This window comes from Snuella lapsa, assembly GCF_039539345.1.
GTDB classification, from domain to species: domain Bacteria; phylum Bacteroidota; class Bacteroidia; order Flavobacteriales; family Flavobacteriaceae; genus Snuella; species Snuella lapsa.
This window is the reverse complement of the sequence record NZ_BAABCY010000107.1, coordinates 1-21,394: the sequence shown is the minus strand read 5'-3', so window position 1 is coordinate 21,394 and position 21,394 is coordinate 1. Positions and strand designations below refer to the sequence as shown.

Here is a 21,394-nt window from a genome sequence, read left to right as displayed (position 1 = left end):
CGACCAAAACCGGTTCAGTCAACACGGTGTTCATGTTTGGCCGTACCGACCACACGAACACTTAGTTATTACCACCAGTTTTTATTCCGTTATTATTTCATTCTCGGTTGTTTTGGTCTCCGCTTTTTTATTCAATTTCCATAGCCAATATAGTCCGCCAAGTGGTATTCCAAAAGTCCAAGCCGAACTTAAATAACCCATATATGAAAAGCTAATTCCGAACAGTATTTGAAAACTTAATAAGTTAAACGAAAGTCCATAAATAGCACTGTAAGTTATAGCTGGAACATTCAGAAATATTACTGCTATATATTTCAGCCATTTTTTCTTTAGATTGCTTTTCTTAATTTTTCTAATTATCCAAATATTAAAAATAGGAACGCATATTGCTAAAATACCAAATAGCCAAAACCAAATCATATTCGGAATTTTTTCCTTTAAGTCAAGTGTTTTTATGTGTAATATTTTATTTGAATTATCATCAAAAGTAATTTCAAAGACTCCAAACTCGGTGTCGTTTGAAAATTCAATTTGTGCGAAAGTCGTATTTGGCGCAGTACTTTCTCCTTCTACTGTCGAAAAAGTTTTTTCAGCCGTCACAAACTTGTAGTTTAACTCTTTTCCGAAATTCGTTACTATTACATTTCGAAAATTTCCTAAACCTATTTTAAGAGTATCTATATTCGTGTTTTTGAAAGCTTCGTTTTCAATAGCCATAAAGGTCAGACTTTTTTCGAAATCTTCTTCTATTAGGGCTTCTATAAATCCTTCAGTTGTGTCTTTGTAGGTGAAAGCATTATTAATAAAATCACAGTTAGTAAAAAGTGACACAATTAGTGCTAGAAGTAAAGTTTTGGTCAGGTTGTTCATTTTTTCAAATTGGTGGTAACTAGTTATATGTGGAATTATTATCCTACTTATCCCTTTTATCCTCCGGATAAGCGGAACTTTTGTTCCTTAATTATAAATATATAAATAATACCCTACATTAAAACATGTTTTTCTTCTAAATCAATGCGGTTTACGCCTTTTAAAATGATTTTGTACAATGCTGTTTAAAAAACGTTCGGTAGCGGTACATTCAAAATCCAAAGGCTTAGACAATTCGGAGAACAGAGGCGTACCCCCTCCCAAGAGTACAGGGATAATGGTAATGATCATATCGTCGATACGGTCTTCCTCTAAAAAACTTTGTATGGTAGTACCTCCATCAATATACAAACGATAATAACCCTTTTGGTGAATCTGTTCCAAGACTTCGGAGATGCTCCCTTTTACCAATTGGGCTTTATCTTTAAATTTATTAGGAAGATCGGTCAATGATTTACTTAATACAAAAACAGGCTTTTGGTAAGGCCAGGGGATATCAAACCCACAAACGGTCTCGAAAGTGTTTCGTCCCATAACCAATGCATCAATCTGCGACATAAAAGCATTGTAGCCCATATCAACACCCTCGGGGTTGGGAATACTGTCCAACCATGCCAAACCGCCCTGCTTGTCGGCTATATAGCCATCCAAACTTGTACCGATGTAAACACTGTTTTTCTTTTCCATAACTCTCAATTTCGTTGATTGCCTTAAACAACCATTCCGTGCATCTATCAGTATAAATGCATCTAATGTATCCGTTTATTTATCTTCCTTGTCCTTATACTGAAATACATTAAAAGGTTTTGCGGTTCCTTTTAGTTGTAATAACACAATACCATGTGCCGGAACCTCGAAAGTAATGGTATCTATAGTACTCTTAGGATATTCCTTTTTAGACCACAAATCCTTAGCGGTATAACCTTTCGAAGCCTCAATACCCAAGTCTTCCAGTTTAAAACCAATAGTGTTTGTCTCATTGGTACGGTTAAGCAAACCAACAGCTAATTGACCACTCATGGTCGACACTAATGGCTTGGCCCATACTTCCAGCTCACCATAATCAACAATACGTCTGGCCTGGTACACAAAATCGCTCTGGTTAAGGGCTATTACTTCTTTGTTTGTAATAATGCCTATGGTTTCTTTAGATAGTTTCGTCAGGTCGTTCCCCAGCAACAAAGGCGAGTGCATCATACACCACATGCTAAAATGGGTTTTATCTTCTTCGTAGGTCATCCCCCTGCCCACATGAAGGATGTCCATATCGTTATAATGCCCTTTGGAAGGATACTTCCATAAATTGGCATTGGCATCAATAATATGCATTAGGGAAGCAAAATTATTTCGAATGTCTCCTGCTACACGCCAGGAGTCAGCGATTTGCGTAACCCATTTCCCCGGGAATTTCCAACGACATACATTAAAGTTAACACCTGGTTTTATTGATTTTGCCATATTAGCTATTTCGGTATAGCGGGTTTGCTCGTCTAAACCTAACCATTCACCGCCACACCAATCAACTTTTAAGAAATCGTAATCCCATTCTTTTAGGAACAAGTTCAGATCGGCTTTTTCATGGCCATACAAGCCCATTCCCACGCCAATAGTATCCTTATCCCAATAAGAAGCACAGGTGTTAATACCTGCATCAGAATATATGCCAGCTTTAAGGCCTTTGGAATGGATATAATCAGCCAATGCTTTCATACCATTAGGAAAGCGGTCTTTATGAGCTAATAGATTTCCGTTTTCATCCCTACCACCAAAAAAGCCATCGTCTATGTTAATATAGGAGTAGCCAAAGGCATTAATTCCCGAACTTACCATAGCATCTGCCTGCGATTTGATAATGTCCTCGCTAATGTGAACACGGTACTCGTTCCAACTGGCCCAACCCATAATAGGTTTTTGAGAGGATGCTTCCTCAATAATATTATCAGAAGCAGTATTATGAGCAAGGGGTTCTGTAATTGTTTTATTCTTACAGGAAATAACGAGTAAGATACATAAAAGGGCGAGGGATCGGTGCATATGCGTTATAGTTTGATTGGTTTTTAGAAAATTCAGCTAACGAAGTTAATGAAATTTGGGTAATGATGATGACAGGCAAAAGGGTTTACCCTCTTACTTTTTTGCATCGCCCAAAAAAGTAAGCAAAAAAGTCTAGGCTTACGATAAAACCCTGATAAAATACTACGGTATCACCATCCACGGATGAAAATACCTGCCCCTCATTACTTCGGGGTCAAACAAGATTTTCATCCTTAGGCCTTCCCTGCTACCTTGATTTTTAAGGGTTTTATCGATAGGCCGGGGTGTTCTTTATTAATGTAAATGATTGATTGTTGTGTTTGATTGTTGATCTGGTTGAAACCTTGGGGTTTTAAGTGGATACCTGCCTGCGCAGGTATGACAAAGGGGGTATTCTTTATTAATGCAAACTTATCGGAAGTCCGACGGTGAAAATTATCTCCAGTAATGGGATTAGTTAACTGAAACGGAATAATGCTTCTAGATAGCGTTTCTTGTTTTGCTTTCTGAAATTTTAGGATAAGATATTTTGCTTACGCTCAACAACACAACTAAATATGCTTTTTATGCCTAATTGAATTTAACCTTTGTATGTAAAAGCATCAATGGATTCTAAAAGGGCTTTAACTTTTAGAATCCATTGGTCATTTTCGTTTTTCTTGGCTCCATGATTGGTTTCTAAATCATATTGCTTTTGAAAAGCCCTGCAGGCTTTCCATAAGGTACTATATTCGTTCCAATAAACTGTAAAGCGCTTTTCTTCAACTGCTTTTAATTCTGAAAAACGCTTTCTTATTTTTCTTGCAAATAGTTCAGCAATATCAAAATGAAGACGTTCATGATCCAATAAGCCCTGATCGTCTGAAATACTCCAGGATTGTTTTTTATAGAAATTAGCAATAACCGTTAAATCCTGATAATTACGAATATTATCATTGGAATCAACCATTACGTTATCAGGGATAATATCAATTTTATAGCTCGTAAGTGCATAAGCAAAAATATCGGGGTTGAGCTTTCCTTGAAAATCACCCCATTCAATTGCTTTAGAAGCACTCCAGGCAATAATGGTATCATTTTTTGATTCCTTATTAACTTGTGAAAATGCTGATAATGCCATGCTAACAAAAAAGTAAGCAACTAAGGCGTATTTCATTTATTACATCTTGTTGTTTAGCTTATTAATATCTGCCATCTTATAATCTGGGTCTATTTCAACACTTTTTACGGCCTTTGCAGCGGTGAAGCTATAAGTTGGGTAGGCCCAAGCCCAATCTTTAATAATAGTTGCTTTTGTTGGCTTTTCACCACGCATCATTTGTAGGGGGATGTAATAATCTTGTGTAGAACCGTCGGTATAGGTAACTGTTAGGTCTATAGGCATAGGCATTAAACCTATACGTTCCAACGTAACGGTATTACCATCAACAGATTTAACGCCATAATCAATGGTATTGGTGGTTTGGGCAAAATCAACAAGGTACCAGTCCAGTTCCAATCCCGATACTTTTTCTGCACTACGGATAATATCAATAGGAACCGGATGTTTAAACTTAAAATCGTTAAAGTACTTTTTGATCGTTTGCTTTAGGTTGTCTTCACCAATAACATAACCTAATTGCGACAAAAACACAAAACCTTTGTAATAAGCCGAAATGCTGTAAGACTTATTCAGGTTATGCCTATCGGCATGAGCCGTTAGGGGTTCTTCATGACCCGACTTTGCCAAATAGGCATAGGTGTCGAATACTTTGGTTCGCGACTTTTCAAAGTCGGTCTTTAATATATGGCTACCTGCAAGTTCACCGAAATATTCGGTAAAACCTTCATCCATCCAGTAATGACGCGCCTCATTGGTAGCCAGTAAAAACTGAAACCAAGTATGGGCCATTTCATGGGCGGTTACTCCAAATAAGCCATCAAAACTACCTTCTCCAAGTATGAGCGTACACATGGCATACTCCATGCCGCCATCACCACCCTGAATGATAGAATACTGTTTGTATGGGTACGAACCTATGTTATCACTGTAGAACTGCATTAATTCAACCGCTTTAGACTGCAAGCGTTTCCAGTTTTTTAGTTTATCCGAAGGCATGGTTTTTTTATACAAGAAGTGAAGCACTGGTCCATTTGGCACCTGCTTAGTATCATGATTAAAATCGGGGTCGGCTGCCCAAGTAAAATCATGTACATTGGGTGCTTTAAAGTGCCAGGTAAGTTTATTGCTCTGGGCAGGAGCAACAGTTCCCGTTTCATAGCCATGTCCAATTGCATTAGGGTTTTGTAAATATCCTGTACCGCCTACAACATAGTTTTTGTCTATATGTAAAGTCACATCAAAATTACCCCAAACGCCATGAAATTCTCTTCCAATATAGGGATCGGCATGCCAACCTTCAAAATCGTATTCTGCCAATTTAGGGTACCACTGCGCCATAGATAAGGCCACACCTTCTTTGTTGTTCCTCCCGGAACGACGAATTTGAACAGGTACCTGTGCGTTAAAAATCATATCGAAAGTTACCTGTTCTCCTGGTTGAATGGGTTTGGCTAAATCAACTTCCAACACAGTACCAACAGTTTCGTAGTTTAAAGCTGTCCCATTTTGTTTTAAGGAGCTTACTTTTATATACCCTATTTCATCAGGGCTTAACTTACTAATCCTATCCTTTACCCTACCATCTGGATCTGCTATGGTTCGAGAACGCACGTCCATTTCGCTTTCTGGTTGAAAAGCATTGAAATACAGGTGATAATAGATTCGATTTAGTACATCGGGAGAATTGTTTGTATAAACTAAGGTTTGTTTCCCGTCGTATCGATACGTGTTTACATCCATATCAATATCCATTGTATAGTCTACATGTTGCTGCCAATATCCAGGCTTTTGAGTACTGGTATTGGGGGTATTAGGTATTGCAGCAGAAGGTACAGGAACTGTTTTAGTACTTGTACAAGCAAAAAGGACACTAATGAAGAAAAAAGCTAAAAATCGTTTCATCTGTTAGAGTTTATTATTTTATTCTGTAACGCTGCCCGTAGGCAGAATAGGGCATTAAAGTTTAAAAAAAAGAGGCTATAAAAGCCTCTCTTTATAAACGTTTTTTCAATTAAAGTTTAGATGCCATAATTAAAGCATTATAAGCATTAACCATTTTTCCTGATTTTGTTAAATTAACAAATGGCTGTATGTTTTCGGCATCACCACCTACTATAACTTTAGTTTTTACGGCAAGTCCAGAATCCATAAGTATTTGTTTCACCTCTGAAGCTTTTAGCTTAGGGAAATACGATCTTATTAAAGCTGCAACACCTGCAACGGCTGGAGCAGCCATAGAGGTACCGCCTTTGGTATCGTACTCATTTTCGGGAGTTGTAGAATACACTTTGGCTCCAGGAGCAAACACATCAACATTTATTTTTCCGTAATTAGAAAAACCTGCAATCATTTCTGTCCCATATTTAGGTTCTAAAGCACCAACAGTTATAAAGGTATCGGATACTTCTGGACCGTTATTTACCTGATCGTTAGGATAACAAGCTTTCTTGTCGAGATCCTCGCTTTCATTTCCAGCAGCGTTCACAAATAATACATCTTTCTTTCCAGCATAGGCAATGGCTTCACGAACCCAATCGCTGTGTGTTGAATAGTATTTACCAAAGCTTCCGTTAATGATTTTTGCTCCGTTATCAACGGCATAACGAATAGCCAATGCAATATCTTTATCGTACTCATCTCCATTAGGTACTGCCCGAATGCCCATAATTTGTACATTGTTTGCAACGCCATTGGCTCCTTTACCGTTATTGCGTTCGGCAGCAATAATACCAGCAACGTGCGTTCCGTGGCTTTCACTCTTTTTAACAGGCTTTACATTACCGTTTCCATAATATTTGGTCGACATATCATCAGGGTTATCACCAGTAACACGTCCTTTAAGGTCTTTATTAAGGTTGGCATTCAAACGATCGGTAAAGTGTTCTATGCCATTTTTTAACTCTTTCTTAAAATCGGAAACAGAATCCATACCTAAACTGTAAACATACTTTATCATGGAGGCCGATTTTTCTAAGGACTCATCTTCTGTTTTAATGCCTTCAACATCGGCTTTAGTATATTCCGATTTGTTTAAATGCTTAGAAACAGCTTCATCGGCAATAGATAATTGTTGGAGAAACTGCTCGTAATTGGTTTTAAGTCCTGTGTATTTTTGATAATCTTTTTCGTATTCGGCTTTGGCACGCTCATAATCGGGGTGACTCGTCATGTTGTTAGCTAGAATACGAACAAACTCTAATTGCTCATCATAACCATCTCCCAAAAAGTTCCAACCGTGTACGTCATCAACATATCCGTTTTTATCATCATCTTTACCATTATTCGGTATTTCACCCGTATTGGTCCAAATCACATCGTTAAGGTCTTCATGATCTATATCAATTCCAGAATCGATTACGGCTACAATAACAGATTTCCCCTTTTGATCCTTAATGATTTCGGCATAAGCCTTGTCTACACTCATACCGGGAATGGTATCTTTTATTAAATCCAAATGCCCCCAATTGTGCTTTTCAGCTTCTGTTAATTCCGACACCTTTAATGGAATGGTATCGATATTCTCAATGGGTGTTGATATAATATTGGCGGTACTTCCACAACCAGTAATTATAGTAGCAGCAACTGTAGCCGCAGTTAGTATTTTAAATGTTCTCATTATTCTTTATTAATATGAATTTTAGTTAAAAATATCGTTCGTTGTATAGGTGTCTTTTAGACGTACTCCCTTTTCGGTGTGTTGCACCGTAATGATTTCGTTGTGCGCATCGTGTTCTAAAAACAAATAGTAATTTTTATCTGCTGCAGTGTTAAGAAACCGCTCTTTTTCATCTAATGTTAAAAGAGGCCTTGTATCATAGCCCATAATATAAGGCAATGGCAAGTGCCCTACAGTAGGTAATAGGTCGGCCATAAAAGCAATAACTTTACCTTTGTAATGTATTAGTGGAATCATTTGCTTTTCGGTATGTCCATCGGCAAAGAAAATATCAAAGCCAAGTTCAGAGTTTTCAAGGATATCCTCATTTGGAAGTCCTAAAAACTTAAGTTGATTACTAGCTTCCATGGGAAGGATGTTTTCTTCTAAAAAAGATGCTTTTTCCCTTCTATTGGGTTTTGTGGCCCATTGCCAATGGGCTTTATTACTCCAAAAATAGGCGTTTTTAAATGCTGGCTCATAACCTGTTCGGTCTTTATTCCACTGTATACTCCCACCACAATGGTCAAAATGTAAATGTGTCATAAACACATCGGTAATATCATCGCGATTAAAGCCATATTGCTTTAACGAAGTATCTATCGTATCGTTTCCCCATAAATGGTAATACCCAAAGAATTTATCCGATTGCTTGTTACCCATTCCGGTATCAATCAAAATTAAGCGGTTACCATCTTCAATAAGCAAACAACGTGCTGCGATATCGATCATATTATTGGCATCGGCCGGATTGGTTCTTTGCCACAGGCTTTTAGGTACGACACCAAACATGGCTCCACCATCTAGTTTAAAGTTCCCGGAATTTATTGGGTATAAGTTCATTACTTTAATAGCCGATACGCATTAAACATACTTTTGTGTTTACAAAAGTATTTTAATCTTATGAAATAGGCATGTAAATTAAGAAAACGTTAGTATTTTATGAGAAATTATCTTTAAAATGTGATGTTGATGCTGTTACCACAGCTTCCAAACGTTTACCAAAGTCGAGCAATGCTTTTATTTCTTTAACACTGGCCAGTCGTTCTTTTCCAAAAACCAACAAAGAGGATCCATTGGATTCGACATGATAATAAGGGTTGCTTTCAAAAAAATGAATAAGATCATTTGTAAAGAATTTGCGTATAGCCTCCTCATTATCTCCTAATAAATAGAACCGTTTGGAAAAGTCGGAATGGTCTTCGAATGGAATATCTTTAAAACCCGCAAAGGCATAAACCCTTTCCAGAAACCCTTCGCGGTCGAGCGTAAACTCAGGAATCTGATGAACCAAATTGATATGAAGCATCGTAGATCGAACAACTTCTTTTGCTATAAATTCCCCTTCGGAAAACTCAATATCGAACAAACGAATGGTTTTGTCTTTATAGGACAGTTCGTTGTATATGTGATTGATATTTTTGGTATTGAAGAACAGAAAATCATTTAAGAATAGAGACTCTCTTTGTTTTTTGAAACTGCAATTCAATCCGTAATCTTTTGCCAATGAACTGATGTTGGTTTGTCTTTTGGTAAGGCTGTTTTTTATAAGGTTTGGCACTGGCAGTAACCTTCGTAAAGCAAATGGATGTTTTGAGTCGGTATCATGCATATCCAAACCTGTCACATCAAAATGACCTCCGCGTTTATTAAACAATTCCTGATAACTCGCCATGTTTTCCATTACGGTATGGTCCACAAACTCACACAACGAAAAATCGACAATAACATCCTGATCTTCTGGAACAGCTTCGAGGTGTTTTTTTAACCTGAAATAATTTAAAAAACTACAAAAGTGCTTAACGCTCACATAGTAACTTGTCGCCGAATCATCCTCCTTAAACATTAAAACATTTGGTTTTAATACGTTTCGAAGAAATAGACCAATACTCTTGCTTATAATAATATGAATGATCAAGGTGGTGATAACGCCTGCCAAGATGCCTGTTATCAGCCCTATTTTTAATGTTACGACCAGGGTTACAAAGAAAATAATGAGCTGTTCCTTACCAATCGAAAATATCTTTGTAATTACTTTTGGAGAAGCCAATTTATATCCTGTGTATACTAAAATAGCCATAAGGGCCGGTAGCGGAATACGAGTTAACTGGGTGCTGAACAAAACAATAAAGAGGATCAGAAAAACTGCATGAAAGAAATTAGAAGATCTATTTGTTGCTCCATTGTTAACATTAACAGAACTTCTGGCAATAACCGTAACGACATTAAGACCTCCCAGAAAACCACTTCCTACTGTAGCTAAACCTAAAGCCTTGAGGTCCCTATTTACATTTGAACGTCTTTTTTCGGGGTCAAGTTTGTCAACCGCCTTAATACTTAAAAGGGATTCTATACTGGCAATTAATGTTAATGCCAGTACACTGGCCCAAAACGAAAGGCTTCCTATCTTGTTTAGTTTAAGGGTGGGGATATCGGATATAATTTCTTGAATACTGGGTATTCCCGAAATCATATATTCCTTGGCAATAGGATTGGGTTCGTGTACAACCAATTCGAAATAATAACTAAAGGCAATAGACAAAATAACGATCCACATTGGCGCTGGAATGAGTTGCAAGTATTTGTTCCTTATCTTTGAATAGAACAACATAGTTGCCAAACTCATAATACCGGCCAGCGCAGCAAAGATCAACCCTTCCTTTTTATAGTGAATGGCATCGTTAATAGTAAAAGGAATTTCAATAAGATAATCGATAGTATCTTCGCGCGTAATTTTGTGGGCAAACATGATATGGAATTGTTTACCTAAAATAATCAACCCAATAGCAGCCAACATACCTTGAATGGCCGATGAAGGAAAAAAATCGGCCAGCGTTCCCATTCTAAAGAAACCAAGGAGTAAAAGAAAACCCCCTGAAAACACAACAGCCACATACGCATTTTCTATCCCCAAAGAAGTAATGGCGATGAGCAGCACACCAACCAAACCATTACCAGGTCCTGCTATGGTTACATGACTGCCTCCCAGAAGGGCTACAATAATGCCGCCTACAACAGCGGATATAATACCGGCAATAGGCGGTGCTTCACTGGCCATAGCCAGCCCTAACCCCAAAGGAAGAGCTATCAGGCTTACTACAAAACCAGAAAACATATTTTTTGGTAAGGCTTTTATAAAGGTTTTTATGTTGTTCTTTTTGGGACTCATTGAAGAATTAGTACGTCGGTTGGTAGTTCGGTTAATATGTGTTCGATGTCATGAGGGAACAAACGATCCCAAAAGGTCATTTTTGATGGCGCGTTCATCACTAACAGGTCGGCACGGGTAATTTGGGCATAATGCCCAATGGAATAGCCTTGTTTCCCAAAAATAGGCTGTGATTTTATAATTATATTGTTGGTATATGTTTTCGGGATATCCTGAACGATCTCCTTAACCCTTGTATTTTCCCTTAGCTTAATCCGCTCCTTCATAATATTGGCTTTCCTTAAGGACTTATCGTCATCTACCTTTACGTGTATGGCATCCTGCTTAATCTCTTCAACAATGGTAACTTTTTCGCCGCGGAGCATTTTTGCGACATAAAATGCATAGGTAATGGTATTTTTTGTTTTCGGATCTTTTAAACCGTTAACTACAATATGCTTGCAGGGAATTCTTTCTACCGAAGGTTTTATAAGTAAAAGAATAGAACATTTCGCTCGACGCGTAATTTTTCTAGCTATGGATCCTACATAATATTTTAGGAACTGTTCGCGTTGTACAGCACCAAGAATAAGGAGATCTATATTTTTTTCTTCTGAAGTCGATAAAATTACCTCAACGGGATCGCCAGATTTAAAAACCACCTCATAGTCCAAACCTCCTGTTTTAAAGGTATTGAGAATGACTTTTAAGGCTTTGATTTTGTCATTGGAAGCCCCTCCAACATGGATCAAGAACAATTTCGACTTAAAAAAAATAGAGAGTCTCGCTGCTTCGTATAAGTTTGCTTTTAAAGTGGGCGAAAAAGCCACGCCTATTCCAATGCTCTTAAAAGGTTTTAAAGCCACTATGGTATCGTTTTATTCTTAAAAGTTGTAAGATAATATTTTTTGAAAACATTAAATTAACCGATTTGTTTAAATTAGTGTTTTTAAAAACAACATACATGTTAGAATTAGCAGGCATAATTATTTTAGGGATACTGGCACAGTGGTTTGCGTGGAAATTTAAAATCCCCGCTATTTTACCACTTATATTAATTGGACTAATCGTTGGGCCAATCGCTGCTGAATTCTTATCGGAAGATGGCACCAAATGGATAGAGCCCATCTGGAACGGAAAACAGGGCTTATTCCCAGGAGAAGGCTTATTTTATTTTGTTTCCCTGGCTATTAGTATAATTCTTTTTGAGGGTGGGTTAACCTTAAAGCGTTCCGAAATAGAGCATGTTGGACCTGTTATTACAAAGCTCATTACATTGGGATCTGCTATTACTTTCTTTGGTGGAGGTATTTTAGCTCGTATTATTTTTGACCTTAGTTGGGAATTGTCTTTTTTATTTTCAGGTTTGATTATCGTTACAGGACCAACAGTTATAACACCCATACTACGAAATATCCCTTTAAAAAAAGATGTTTCAGCAGTCTTAAAATGGGAAGGTATACTAATAGACCCCATTGGAGCTTTGGTGGCTGTATTGGTATTTGAATTTATAAGTGTTGAAGGTGATAGTGGTTTTACAAAAACAGCTTTAATAGAGTTTGGTAAAATCATTCTTTTCGGGACAACCTTTGGATTTACCTTTGCACATGCCCTGGCCTTTGCCATAAATAAAAAGTTAATACCACGTTACTTACTAAATGTTGTATCGCTATCTACGGTTTTATTGGTTTTTGTAGAATCTGAAATATTTGCGCACGAATCGGGTTTACTCGCGGTGGTTGTTATGGGAATGGTTTTAGGTAATAGTAAGTTAGAAAATATTAAGGAACTGCTTTATTTTAAAGAATCGCTGAGTGTTCTGCTAATTTCCATACTTTTTATTCTATTGGCTGCGAATATTCATTTTGAAGAATTATTACTCCTATATAATTGGAAAACCGTGATCCTGTTTGCCATAGTAGTGTTTGTTATCCGACCAATGGCCGTTTTTATGAGTACTATGGGGTCTCATCTGTCTATAAAAGAAAGGGTGTTTATAAGCTGGGTTGGGCCTAGGGGTATTGTGGCAGCTGGTATTGCTTCGCTTTTTGGCAGTAAGCTAATAAAGCAGGGGGTAGAGGGTGCCGAATATATTACACCATTGGTCTTTATGATCGTTTTAGGAACAGTATTATTAAATGCAACAACAGCTAGAATATTTGCAAAAATAGTGGGTGTATTCTTAAAACGATCCGAAGGTATTTTAATTGTAGGAGCCTCTAAGGTATCACGCTTAATAGGTAAATATTTGGTAGACAACGGTAGACATGTGGTGTTAATTGACAGTAACCAAACAAATATACAATTAGCTCAAGAATTAGGGTTGGAAGCCATAAATACCGATATATATTCTGAATCTCTAGAAGATAATATTGAATTAAATGATGTTGGTTTTTTAATGGCTTTAACTGGTAGCGCAGATATTAATCAATATGCGATTGATAAGTTTGAAGAGCAGTTTGGCGAGAATGGATCTTTTAGGCTTATTACGGTAGATGAGATAAACGAATCAGAAGACGGTCCAGAAGAAGGATTGTTTTCGCAAACAGATGATTACACCTCACTTACCGAAGTGGCCAGAAAACATCCTGAAATCCATGAAATTGAACTGAACAGTCGGGATCATTACGAATCATTAATAGAGATTACTAATAAGGATACCGATATCATACCGCTTTTAGTTAAGGATAAGCGTGGTGTTTTTGAGATTATATCGTCTCAAAATAAAGCTATAGACAAGATAGAAAAAGGCTATCAATTGGTGTATTTGGGGAAGCCTTTCGATAAGAACAAAAAGTTAAATAACAGTGTACAACACCTTAAGTAAGGTCTTGTACACTGTATGTCAATTGGTTTATTCCTCTCCTATAATTTGAAGGTTTGTAAATTCTTTTGTAACAACAAGTGAGTCGTTCTCAAACTGAACATCTTTAAAATCAATATATTCGTTATCAACTTTAATAGATTTTACCTCAAAAGGCAAACCAAATAAATTAACCTTAAAAGTACTATACGGTGTAGTATATTGACCTCTTTTATGGATACGAATAATTAGTTTATTTCCATTACCGGCCAGATTGAATTTCATCAAGCTATAACGCCCTTTAGTATAATCGTATCCGTCATTGGAATCTTCGTATAACTCAGAATCTTCTTTTCCGTTCTTATAATAAACGTCAAGATCTATTTGCTCTAACTTTTTCTCACCTACATATTGCTGTACTGGGTATTTAGGGATAATAGCACCTGCTTTTACAAAAATAGGCATCGTATCCAAATCGGCATCTACCCATGTTTCTTTTCCTCCTACAAGCAATGTCTTATCCCATATATTATACCATTCGCCACGTGGAATATACATTCTTCTGCCTTTGGAATTAGGTTCATTTATAGGACAGACCAAAATTTGTTTACCGAAAATAAACTCATCTGTTCTATAATGGGTTTGAACGTCTTCTTGATCAAATAACACTAACGACTTTATCATTGGTGCATTCTCATGAGAATAATGATAAAAGGCAGTGTATAAATATGGTAGTAACTCATATCTCATTTCGATGAACTTACGAACAATGTTTGTGATTTCTTCATCGAAAGCCCAAGGTTCCTGTTCTCCATGATCTCCCGAGGAATGTGTTCTACAAAATGGATGGAATACACCTAATTGAATCCAACGGGCATATAATTCGCCATTAGGTTGTTCTGCAAACCCACCTATATCCGATCCAGCAAACGAGAAGCCTGACATCGCCAGACGTTGTGCCTGTATATTGGCTATTTGTAGATGTTCCCAACTGGCTACATTATCGCCCATCCAAGTAGAGGTATAACGTTGTGTACCCGAATAAGCCGAACGTGTTATTACAAATGGTCGCTTAGGATAATTAAAACGTTTTAACCCGTGGTAGGTAGCCCTAGCCATTTGCATTCCATAAATGTTATGTGCTTTTTGATGGCTACAGGGGTTACCATCGTAATCATGGCGTACATCCATAGGGAACGTTTTTCCCGGAACCTCCATAACGGCAGGTTCGTTCATATCATTCCAAACACCCTTTACACCTATGTCTTCTATAAGTTCTTTAAATAATCCGGCCCACCACTCACGTACTTCGGGCTTTGTAAAATCTGGGAAATAACATTCGCCAGGCCATACTTTTCCTTTCATATAAGGTCCATCGGCACGCTTACAAAAATAGTCTTTCTCTAACCCTTCTTTAAAAACACTGTATTCGGGGTCTATTTTAATTCCCGGATCGATAATAACAACGGTTTTAAACCCATCTTCCGCCAGTTCTTTTACCATTCTTTTTGGTTCGGGAAAGTATTCTTTGCTCCAAGTGAAACACCGAAATCCTTCCATATAATCAATATCAAGGTAAATGGCATCACAAGGGATCTTTAGCTTACGGAACTTACTGGTAATTTCTTTTACTTTGGATTCGGGATAGTAACTCCATTTACATTGGTGATAGCCCAAAGCCCATAGGGGCGGTAGTTCTGGTGTTCCTGTTAGATCGGTATAACTCTTAACAACATCCATCATATCGGGTCCGTAGAAAAAATAATAATTCATTTCCCCTCCTTGAGCCCAAAAGCTAGTTACATTACGACGTTCATGACAAAAATCGAAATAGGTTCTAAAGGTATTATCAAAGAAAATACCGTAAGATTTGCCCTTGTGTAACCCGGTATAAAATGGAATGGCCTTGTATATGGGATCGGTATGCTTTCCAAAAGCATAGGAATCGGTCGCCCAATTTTCGAAACGACGTCCTTTCAGGTTAATATGTTCAGGTTTGTCACCCAGCCCATAATAACTCTCACCATCTTGAGCCGATTTACTCATTTTAACGATGTCGCCTCCCAACTCGTAACTTTCTTCCCAATGAAAGCCTAATTCATCCTCGCATATTATACTACCATCTTTTACATCATAAATAGATTTTCTTAAATCTTGCTTATTGATATAGCAAATCAATTTAGCTGTGGTTATAATGTATTTTTCTTCATCATCTGTAATTTCTAAATGGTTATAACCCCTGCTAGCATCTTCATCGATAGCATAAGAGAAATCTCTGGTAAATTTTCCAACAGTGGTATATCTAAATCGAAAAACACTGTCCCTTATAACAGTCAATTGAAGAATAACATTATTTGCTGTTGTAAAGTGTAGTACATCTACATTTTTTTTGTAATCGGTTATATGTGATGGGAACAAATTCCCTTTGTGTTCTAATTCAGTATTTAATATCATAAATAAAGCATATTAATTAAGCAGTGAAATTACTAAAATTAAAAGGCAAATAGGGTTGTTTTTTGCGAAAAAAAACACGTAAAAATTATGTAAAACTCAAATTATCAATCAGATAATTAAATGATTCTTAAGTAAGCTACCTCGGGGTAAGCCCATAATGCATTTATTGAAAAAAACATTTTGATTTTGAGGTAGGTATCGGAACATTTAAATCTCGATTATAGCATAAAATCAGGATTCATATTTAAAGACGGAAACAGCTAATGGGGCTAAGGTAACTTCTGCCGAATGCTTTTTTCCGTGCCATGCCGATCTTTTGGTAGCTATTACCTTGGTATTGGTCACACCACTACCTCCAAAGGCTTCTGCATCGCTATTAAATACTTCGTCTAGCTTTCCTTTATGGGGAAGACCTATTTTATACTTTTTTCGCACCGTTGGGGTTAGGTTACAAGTAACCACCACGGTCTCCTCGGGAGTTTTTCCTTTTCGGATATAAGCCATAACACAATTTTCATGATCGTCGTAACTAATCCACTCAAAACCATCATGATTAAAAGCATTTTCAAACAAGGCAGGAGTCGATTTGTATAGCATATTTAATGCCTTATAATAGTTTTGAAATTTTTTATGGGGTTCAAAATCCAATAAATTCCAATCTAAACTTCCCTCAAAGTTCCATTCGCTATATTGTCCAAATTCGCCACCCATAAATAATAATTTGGTTCCTGGGTGCGTAAACATGTAGCCATATAAAAGACGTAAATTGGCAAAGCGCTGCCATTCGTCGCCAGGCATTCTACCTAAAATCGAATTTTTGCCATATACCACCTCATCATGTGAAAGCGGTAACATAAAATTTTCGGTAAAAGCATAGGCCAAACTAAAGGTAATATCGTTTTGATGGTACTTTCGGTAAATAGGATCTTTAGAAAAATACTGCAAGGTGTCATGCATCCATCCCATCATCCATTTCATTCCAAATCCTAATCCTCCAAGAAAAACAGGTTTAGAAACACCTGGAAAAGCTGTAGACTCCTCTGCAATAGTCTGTACATCGGGGAAAGACTTATAAACTTCTTCGTTTAGCTCTTTTAAAAAGGCAATGGCTTCCAGGTTTTCCCGACCACCATAAATATTTGGTTCCCATTGGCCATCTTCCCTTGAATAATCTAAAAACAGCATAGACGCTACAGCATCCACGCGTAACCCATCGGCATGGTATTGGTCAAGCCAAAAAATAGCATTGCTTATTAAAAAGGAGCGTACTTCATTCCTTCCATAATTAAAAATCAAGCTTTTCCAATCTTGATGATAACCTTTACGTTTATCGGGGTGTTCGTACAAATGCGAACCATCAAAAAAACCAAGACCATGGGCATCTTCTGGAAAGTGTGATGGCACCCAGTCCAAGATAATACCAATATCGTTTTGGTGTAATTTATCGATTAGGTATTTAAACTCTTCGGGGTAGCCAAAGCGCGATGTTGGAGCAAAGTACCCCGTAATTTGATATCCCCATGAGGGATCGTAAGGATACTCCATAACAGGCATTAATTCTACATGTGTAAAATTCATGTCCTTAACATAATTTACCAGATCGTCTGCCAGTTCATAGTAAGATAAAAAACGGTCTTCTTCTACTTGTCTTTTCCAAGAGCCCAAATGGACTTCGTAAACCGAATAAGGAGCGTCCAAAGCGTTATGCTTCTTACGCTTTTTCATCCATTGCGTATCTTTCCACTTATAAGTATCATCCCATATAATGGAAGCTGTTTTAGGTGGGTGTTCACAACGTTTTGCGTAGGGATCGGCTTTTTCTGTTACAATACCATTATGGTGGCTATGTATTTTATATTTATATAGGTTACCTTTTCCAACATGCGGAATAAAACCTTCCCATATTCCAGAGGCATCCCAGCGTACATTTAAAGGATGTTCGTCACCATTCCAGTAATTAAAATCCCCTATTACGGATACTTGTTTTGCACTGGGAGCCCATACGGCAAAATATGTGCCCTCTATGCCATTAATCGTGGTAATGTGCGCCCCAAATTTTTCGTAGAGGCGGTAGTGTTTCCCACTCTTAAATAAGTTTATGTCGAAGTCGGTAAAAAGACTATAAGCGATTACATTGGTCATATATTATATTACAAATCCATTAGGAATTATAGCATTCTTTTTAACAACAACAATGCCTTCTTTAATTGCATAACTCTCATTTTCCATATCCTCCAGATGTTTACCGCCATTAATCCTTACATCGTCACCAATAGAACAGCCTTTGTCTAAAATGGCGTTTTTAATAAAACAACGGGCACCTATACCAATAGTATTAATTTTAGGGTTGTTTACTTCATCCAGACTTTGATAAGAATCACTTCCCATCATATAGGTGTTTATTACAGTGCTCTCGTCGCCTATACGAGATCGAATACCAATTACAGATTGTTCTATTTTTGCAGCACTTATAATACATCCCTCGGCTATTACCGTTTTATTAAGTGTAGTTCCACTTACTTTTGTTGTAGGGAGCATACGCGCATGGGTATAAATACGCTTGGATCGATCGTACAGATCAAACTTTGGGATATCTGCTGTTAAACCAATATTAGCTTCAAAGAAAGAGTCTATATTCCCAATATCCGTCCAATAGCCTTCGTATTGATAGCTTAGGGTTTTATGCTGTTCGATATTTTGTGGAATGATCTCTTTTCCAAAATCGATTGTATCTGGATTATTCATCAATTCGATTAAAAGATCGCGATTAAATATATAGATACCCATTGACGCTAAGTAATTACGACCTTCATTTTTCATGTCGTCACTAACCTCCGATACCCATTCAGGTAACAGGCTGGCATCTGGTTTCTCAATAAACGAGGTAATAACATTTTTCTTATCGGCCTTAAGAATACCAAAGGATGTGGCATCTTTTGCATTTACAGGAATGGTGGCTATCGATATCTTCGCTTTATTTTTTATATGTTCTTTTAACATTAATTCATAATCCATTTGGTAAAGTTGGTCACCAGATAGAATTAAAACATATTTAAAGTCATGCCTTAAAACATGGTGCATACTTTGTCGCACAGCATCGGCAGTTCCCTGAAACCAACCTTTATTACTTGGTGTTTGCTCGGCGGCCAATACATCTACAAACGCACTGCTAAAGAAACTAAAATGGTAGGTGTTCTTTATGTGGCGGTTAAGGGATGCTGAGTTGAATTGTGTCAATACAAACATCCGTTTTATATCAGAGTTGATACAGTTAGAAATAGGGATATCGACCAATCTATATTTACCTGCAATTGGTACTGCTGGTTTTGATCTTGATTCTGTTAGCGGGTGTAATCTTGTTCCTTGTCCTCCTCCTAAAATAATGGCTAAAACATCATTGTTAATCATACTTTCTAATTTATTGCGTTATATAATTCGATATATTGTTTTGCAGAAGCATCCCACGAATGGTCTATGCTCATAATATGTGTTCTTATAGTATTGAATCGTTCTTGATCTTCATATAGTTTTATGGCTCTTTCGATAGCATTTACAATAGCCAAAGCAGTTGCTTCTTCATGGCAAATTCCAAAGCCATTCTCTTCGGCAATATCAACAACTGTATCTTTTAAGCCACCAATACTTCTTACAATTGGAATGGTGCCATAGCGTAAAGCGTACATTTGATTTAAGCCGCAGGGCTCCACACGGGACGGCATGAGCAAGAAATCGGCACCGGCATAAATAATATGAGATAAAGCTTCGTCGTAGCCTATAAAGGCATTATAGTTGCCTTCTGTCTCTTCTTTTAAATCTTCTAAGGCACTTTCAACATCTTTATTCCCTGATCCTAGAAGTAAAATAGACACCTTGTTTGTATTAAGAGCTGTTTTAAAGGCCTCTGGAAACAGATCGGATCCCTTTTCACCAACAAGTCGCCCAATAAATGCAAATAAGGGTTTGTTAGGATCTAATTTAAATGTATTGCACAAGTGCAATTTGTTTGCCTGTCTACCTTCAGCAAGGGTATCGGCAGTAAAATTTTGTACAATAAAGTCATCGGTTTCAGGATTCCATACTTTCCAATCGATACCGTTTAAAATACCAACACATTTAGCGTGTTCATGACTTAACAAATGCTCCAATCCGTTGGCAGCGGTTTTTAATTCTTCCATATAACTTGGCGAAACCGTAGTAACACGCCAAGCACATTTTATGGCAGCGGCTAACGGATTTATAACACCGCCCCAATCTAGTAAGCCAACGTTACTAAAATTAAAAGGGGGTATTAAATTTACTTTATCATGTGAGAACCACCCTTGGTACTGCGCATTATGAATGGTTAATATATTAGGGATCTTCCTAAAGGACTCATATTTATAACTTTCTTGTAGCATAAACGGAACAAGCCCCGTGTGATGGTCATGACAATGGATAATATCGGGGTATTGATCCCAGGTAAGCAACCAATCTAAAGCTGCAATCTGAAATGCCAAAAACCGTTCGGTGTCATCACTGGAATAGACATAATCTTTAAAGAGGAGCTTAGGAACATCCACAAAAAAAAGATCAAAGTCTATAGGCGAGTTTTCAAGTTTTAAAATACGGAATTCAAAGTTAGCTTCTCCAAGCTGTAACACGTCGTTATATATTTGAGAAAACTGATGCGCTTCTGTAAATTTATTATTATAAAAAGGCATGATGACCTGCGAAGTGACTGTAGCACTGCTCTGATATTTTGGCAATGCTCCTACAACATCTGCAAGACCTCCAACTTTAGCGACCGGATAGCATTCTGCACTGAGATGAATAATGTTCATAGATAATTTTGCGTATGTTATAAACTTACAAAATAATTGTTAAGATTACTAGATGCCTTTTATTTTTAAAGATATTATTGTGTATATCTGATTAATCAGAATTATCTGTAAGGAAACCATACTAAACACAGGTAATAATTTTTAAATTTTTAATTTGGAAGCAATAATATTAATCTTCTCTTGCAGACATTAACACTATATTTTATATTTTAGGCGAAAAATATTACAGACAACTGTGCGTAAAAACATTGCTTTACTAATATTCTTTTTCTTTAGTCTGTGCAAACTAAACGCACAAAGCACTTTGTTTAAGCAGCAACTGGACAGTATACAAGAACTTAGGCTTTTATCTAAAAATGAAGATTTAGATATAGATATCAGAATTACACTTGCTAAAAAGGCAAGTGAACTGTCTCATAAAATGGGAGTGGATTCTGTTGGAGTTGTTACCTTTATTCGGACATAAAATTTAAGACTGTTTGTTACAAAACAAATATCTTAGAAACAT

At 37.1% G+C, this 21,394-nt stretch carries 15 protein-coding genes; 2 read left to right on the top strand and 13 right to left on the bottom strand.

All coding sequences use genetic code 11. The annotated features are described in order from the left end of the window. Positions 1-81: 81 nt before the first annotated feature. The 9 genes from ABD792_RS18920 to ABD792_RS18880 form a co-directional block, all read right to left on the bottom strand. A complete protein-coding gene (locus tag ABD792_RS18920) occupies positions 82-870 on the bottom strand; it encodes a hypothetical protein (RefSeq protein WP_345008116.1) in 789 nt (262 codons plus the stop codon). 141 nt (positions 871-1,011) lie between these two features. Then, positions 1,012-1,557 (bottom strand): dihydrofolate reductase family protein, encoded by a 546-nt coding sequence (locus ABD792_RS18915; RefSeq protein ID WP_345008114.1) that lies wholly within the window; start codon positions 1,555-1,557, stop codon positions 1,012-1,014. A gap of 75 nt (positions 1,558-1,632) precedes the next feature. Next, the gene (locus ABD792_RS18910) at positions 1,633-2,904 is read right to left on the bottom strand and encodes a glycoside hydrolase family 27 protein (RefSeq protein ID WP_345008112.1); all 1,272 of its coding nucleotides are present in this window, start codon (positions 2,902-2,904) and stop codon (positions 1,633-1,635) included. 580 nt (positions 2,905-3,484) lie between these two features. Continuing rightward, positions 3,485-4,060 (bottom strand): DUF922 domain-containing protein, encoded by a 576-nt coding sequence (locus ABD792_RS18905; protein WP_345008110.1) that lies wholly within the window; start codon positions 4,058-4,060, stop codon positions 3,485-3,487. 3 nt (positions 4,061-4,063) lie between these two features. Then, positions 4,064-5,908, bottom strand: coding sequence for a M1 family metallopeptidase (locus ABD792_RS18900; RefSeq protein WP_345008108.1), 1,845 nt, complete (start codon positions 5,906-5,908; stop codon positions 4,064-4,066). A 109-nt stretch (positions 5,909-6,017) separates the two neighbouring features. Next, the gene (locus ABD792_RS18895; protein WP_345008106.1) at positions 6,018-7,622 is read right to left on the bottom strand and encodes a S8 family peptidase; all 1,605 of its coding nucleotides are present in this window, start codon (positions 7,620-7,622) and stop codon (positions 6,018-6,020) included. Between the two features lie 21 nt (positions 7,623-7,643). After that, entirely contained in the window at positions 7,644-8,504 is an 861-nt protein-coding gene (locus ABD792_RS18890; RefSeq protein WP_345008104.1) for an MBL fold metallo-hydrolase, read from the bottom strand. A gap of 97 nt (positions 8,505-8,601) precedes the next feature. Then, a complete protein-coding gene (locus tag ABD792_RS18885) occupies positions 8,602-10,830 on the bottom strand; it encodes a SulP family inorganic anion transporter (RefSeq protein WP_345008102.1) in 2,229 nt (742 codons plus the stop codon). Further along, positions 10,827-11,675, bottom strand: a complete 849-nt coding sequence (locus tag ABD792_RS18880) for a universal stress protein (protein WP_345008100.1) — start codon at positions 11,673-11,675, stop codon at positions 10,827-10,829. Before ABD792_RS18880 ends, ABD792_RS18885 begins: the two co-directional genes overlap by 4 nt. A 98-nt stretch (positions 11,676-11,773) precedes the next feature. Here ABD792_RS18880 and ABD792_RS18875 point away from each other — a divergent pair, with 98 nt between their 5' ends. Continuing rightward, positions 11,774-13,636, top strand: a complete 1,863-nt coding sequence (locus tag ABD792_RS18875; RefSeq protein WP_345008098.1) for a cation:proton antiporter — start codon at positions 11,774-11,776, stop codon at positions 13,634-13,636. A gap of 27 nt (positions 13,637-13,663) precedes the next feature. Here the strand turns inward: ABD792_RS18875 and ABD792_RS18870 are convergent, their stop codons facing one another. The 4 genes from ABD792_RS18870 to ABD792_RS18855 all read right to left on the bottom strand — a co-directional run bounded on the left by ABD792_RS18870 (position 13,664) and on the right by ABD792_RS18855 (position 20,886). Next, the gene (locus tag ABD792_RS18870) at positions 13,664-16,066 is read right to left on the bottom strand and encodes a glycoside hydrolase family 31 protein (RefSeq protein ID WP_345008096.1); all 2,403 of its coding nucleotides are present in this window, start codon (positions 16,064-16,066) and stop codon (positions 13,664-13,666) included. Positions 16,067-16,297: 231 nt separating this feature from the next. Beyond that, positions 16,298-18,208: a 1,4-alpha-glucan branching protein GlgB gene (glgB, locus tag ABD792_RS18865; RefSeq protein WP_345008094.1), complete on the bottom strand. Its 1,911-nt coding sequence runs from the start codon at positions 18,206-18,208 to the stop codon at positions 16,298-16,300. A gap of 3 nt (positions 18,209-18,211) precedes the next feature. Beyond that, positions 18,212-19,474 carry a glucose-1-phosphate adenylyltransferase gene (locus ABD792_RS18860; RefSeq protein WP_345008092.1) on the bottom strand — a complete coding sequence of 421 codons (1,263 nt, stop codon included), beginning with the start codon at positions 19,472-19,474 and terminating at the stop codon, positions 18,212-18,214. 5 nt (positions 19,475-19,479) lie between these two features. Further along, positions 19,480-20,886, bottom strand: coding sequence for a glycogen synthase (locus tag ABD792_RS18855; protein ID WP_345008090.1), 1,407 nt, complete (start codon positions 20,884-20,886; stop codon positions 19,480-19,482). A 235-nt stretch (positions 20,887-21,121) separates the two neighbouring features. Here ABD792_RS18855 and ABD792_RS18850 point away from each other — a divergent pair, with 235 nt between their 5' ends. Continuing rightward, positions 21,122-21,352, top strand: coding sequence for a hypothetical protein (locus ABD792_RS18850; RefSeq protein WP_345008088.1), 231 nt, complete (start codon positions 21,122-21,124; stop codon positions 21,350-21,352). The last annotated feature ends 42 nt before the right edge of the window (positions 21,353-21,394 follow it).

Bases quoted from the DNA above. Each gene is read 5' to 3' on its own strand.
- ABD792_RS18890 (WP_345008104.1), bottom strand. From the start codon at position 8,504: ATGAACTTATACCCAATAAATTCCGGGAACTTTAAACTAGATGGTGGA.
- ABD792_RS18895 (WP_345008106.1), bottom strand. From the start codon at position 7,622: ATGAGAACATTTAAAATACTAACTGCGGCTACAGTTGCTGCTACTATA.
- glgB (WP_345008094.1), bottom strand. From the start codon at position 18,208: ATGACCAATGTAATCGCTTATAGTCTTTTTACCGACTTCGACATAAAC.
- ABD792_RS18860 (WP_345008092.1), bottom strand. From the start codon at position 19,474: ATGATTAACAATGATGTTTTAGCCATTATTTTAGGAGGAGGACAAGGA.
- ABD792_RS18885 (WP_345008102.1), bottom strand. From the start codon at position 10,830: ATGAGTCCCAAAAAGAACAACATAAAAACCTTTATAAAAGCCTTACCA.
- ABD792_RS18870 (WP_345008096.1), bottom strand. From the start codon at position 16,066: ATGATATTAAATACTGAATTAGAACACAAAGGGAATTTGTTCCCATCA.
- ABD792_RS18905 (WP_345008110.1), bottom strand. From the start codon at position 4,060: ATGAAATACGCCTTAGTTGCTTACTTTTTTGTTAGCATGGCATTATCA.
- ABD792_RS18910 (WP_345008112.1), bottom strand. From the start codon at position 2,904: ATGCACCGATCCCTCGCCCTTTTATGTATCTTACTCGTTATTTCCTGT.
- ABD792_RS18875 (WP_345008098.1), top strand. From the start codon at position 11,774: ATGTTAGAATTAGCAGGCATAATTATTTTAGGGATACTGGCACAGTGG.
- ABD792_RS18900 (WP_345008108.1), bottom strand. From the start codon at position 5,908: ATGAAACGATTTTTAGCTTTTTTCTTCATTAGTGTCCTTTTTGCTTGT.
- ABD792_RS18915 (WP_345008114.1), bottom strand. From the start codon at position 1,557: ATGGAAAAGAAAAACAGTGTTTACATCGGTACAAGTTTGGATGGCTAT.
- ABD792_RS18855 (WP_345008090.1), bottom strand. From the start codon at position 20,886: ATGAACATTATTCATCTCAGTGCAGAATGCTATCCGGTCGCTAAAGTT.
- ABD792_RS18920 (WP_345008116.1), bottom strand. From the start codon at position 870: ATGAACAACCTGACCAAAACTTTACTTCTAGCACTAATTGTGTCACTT.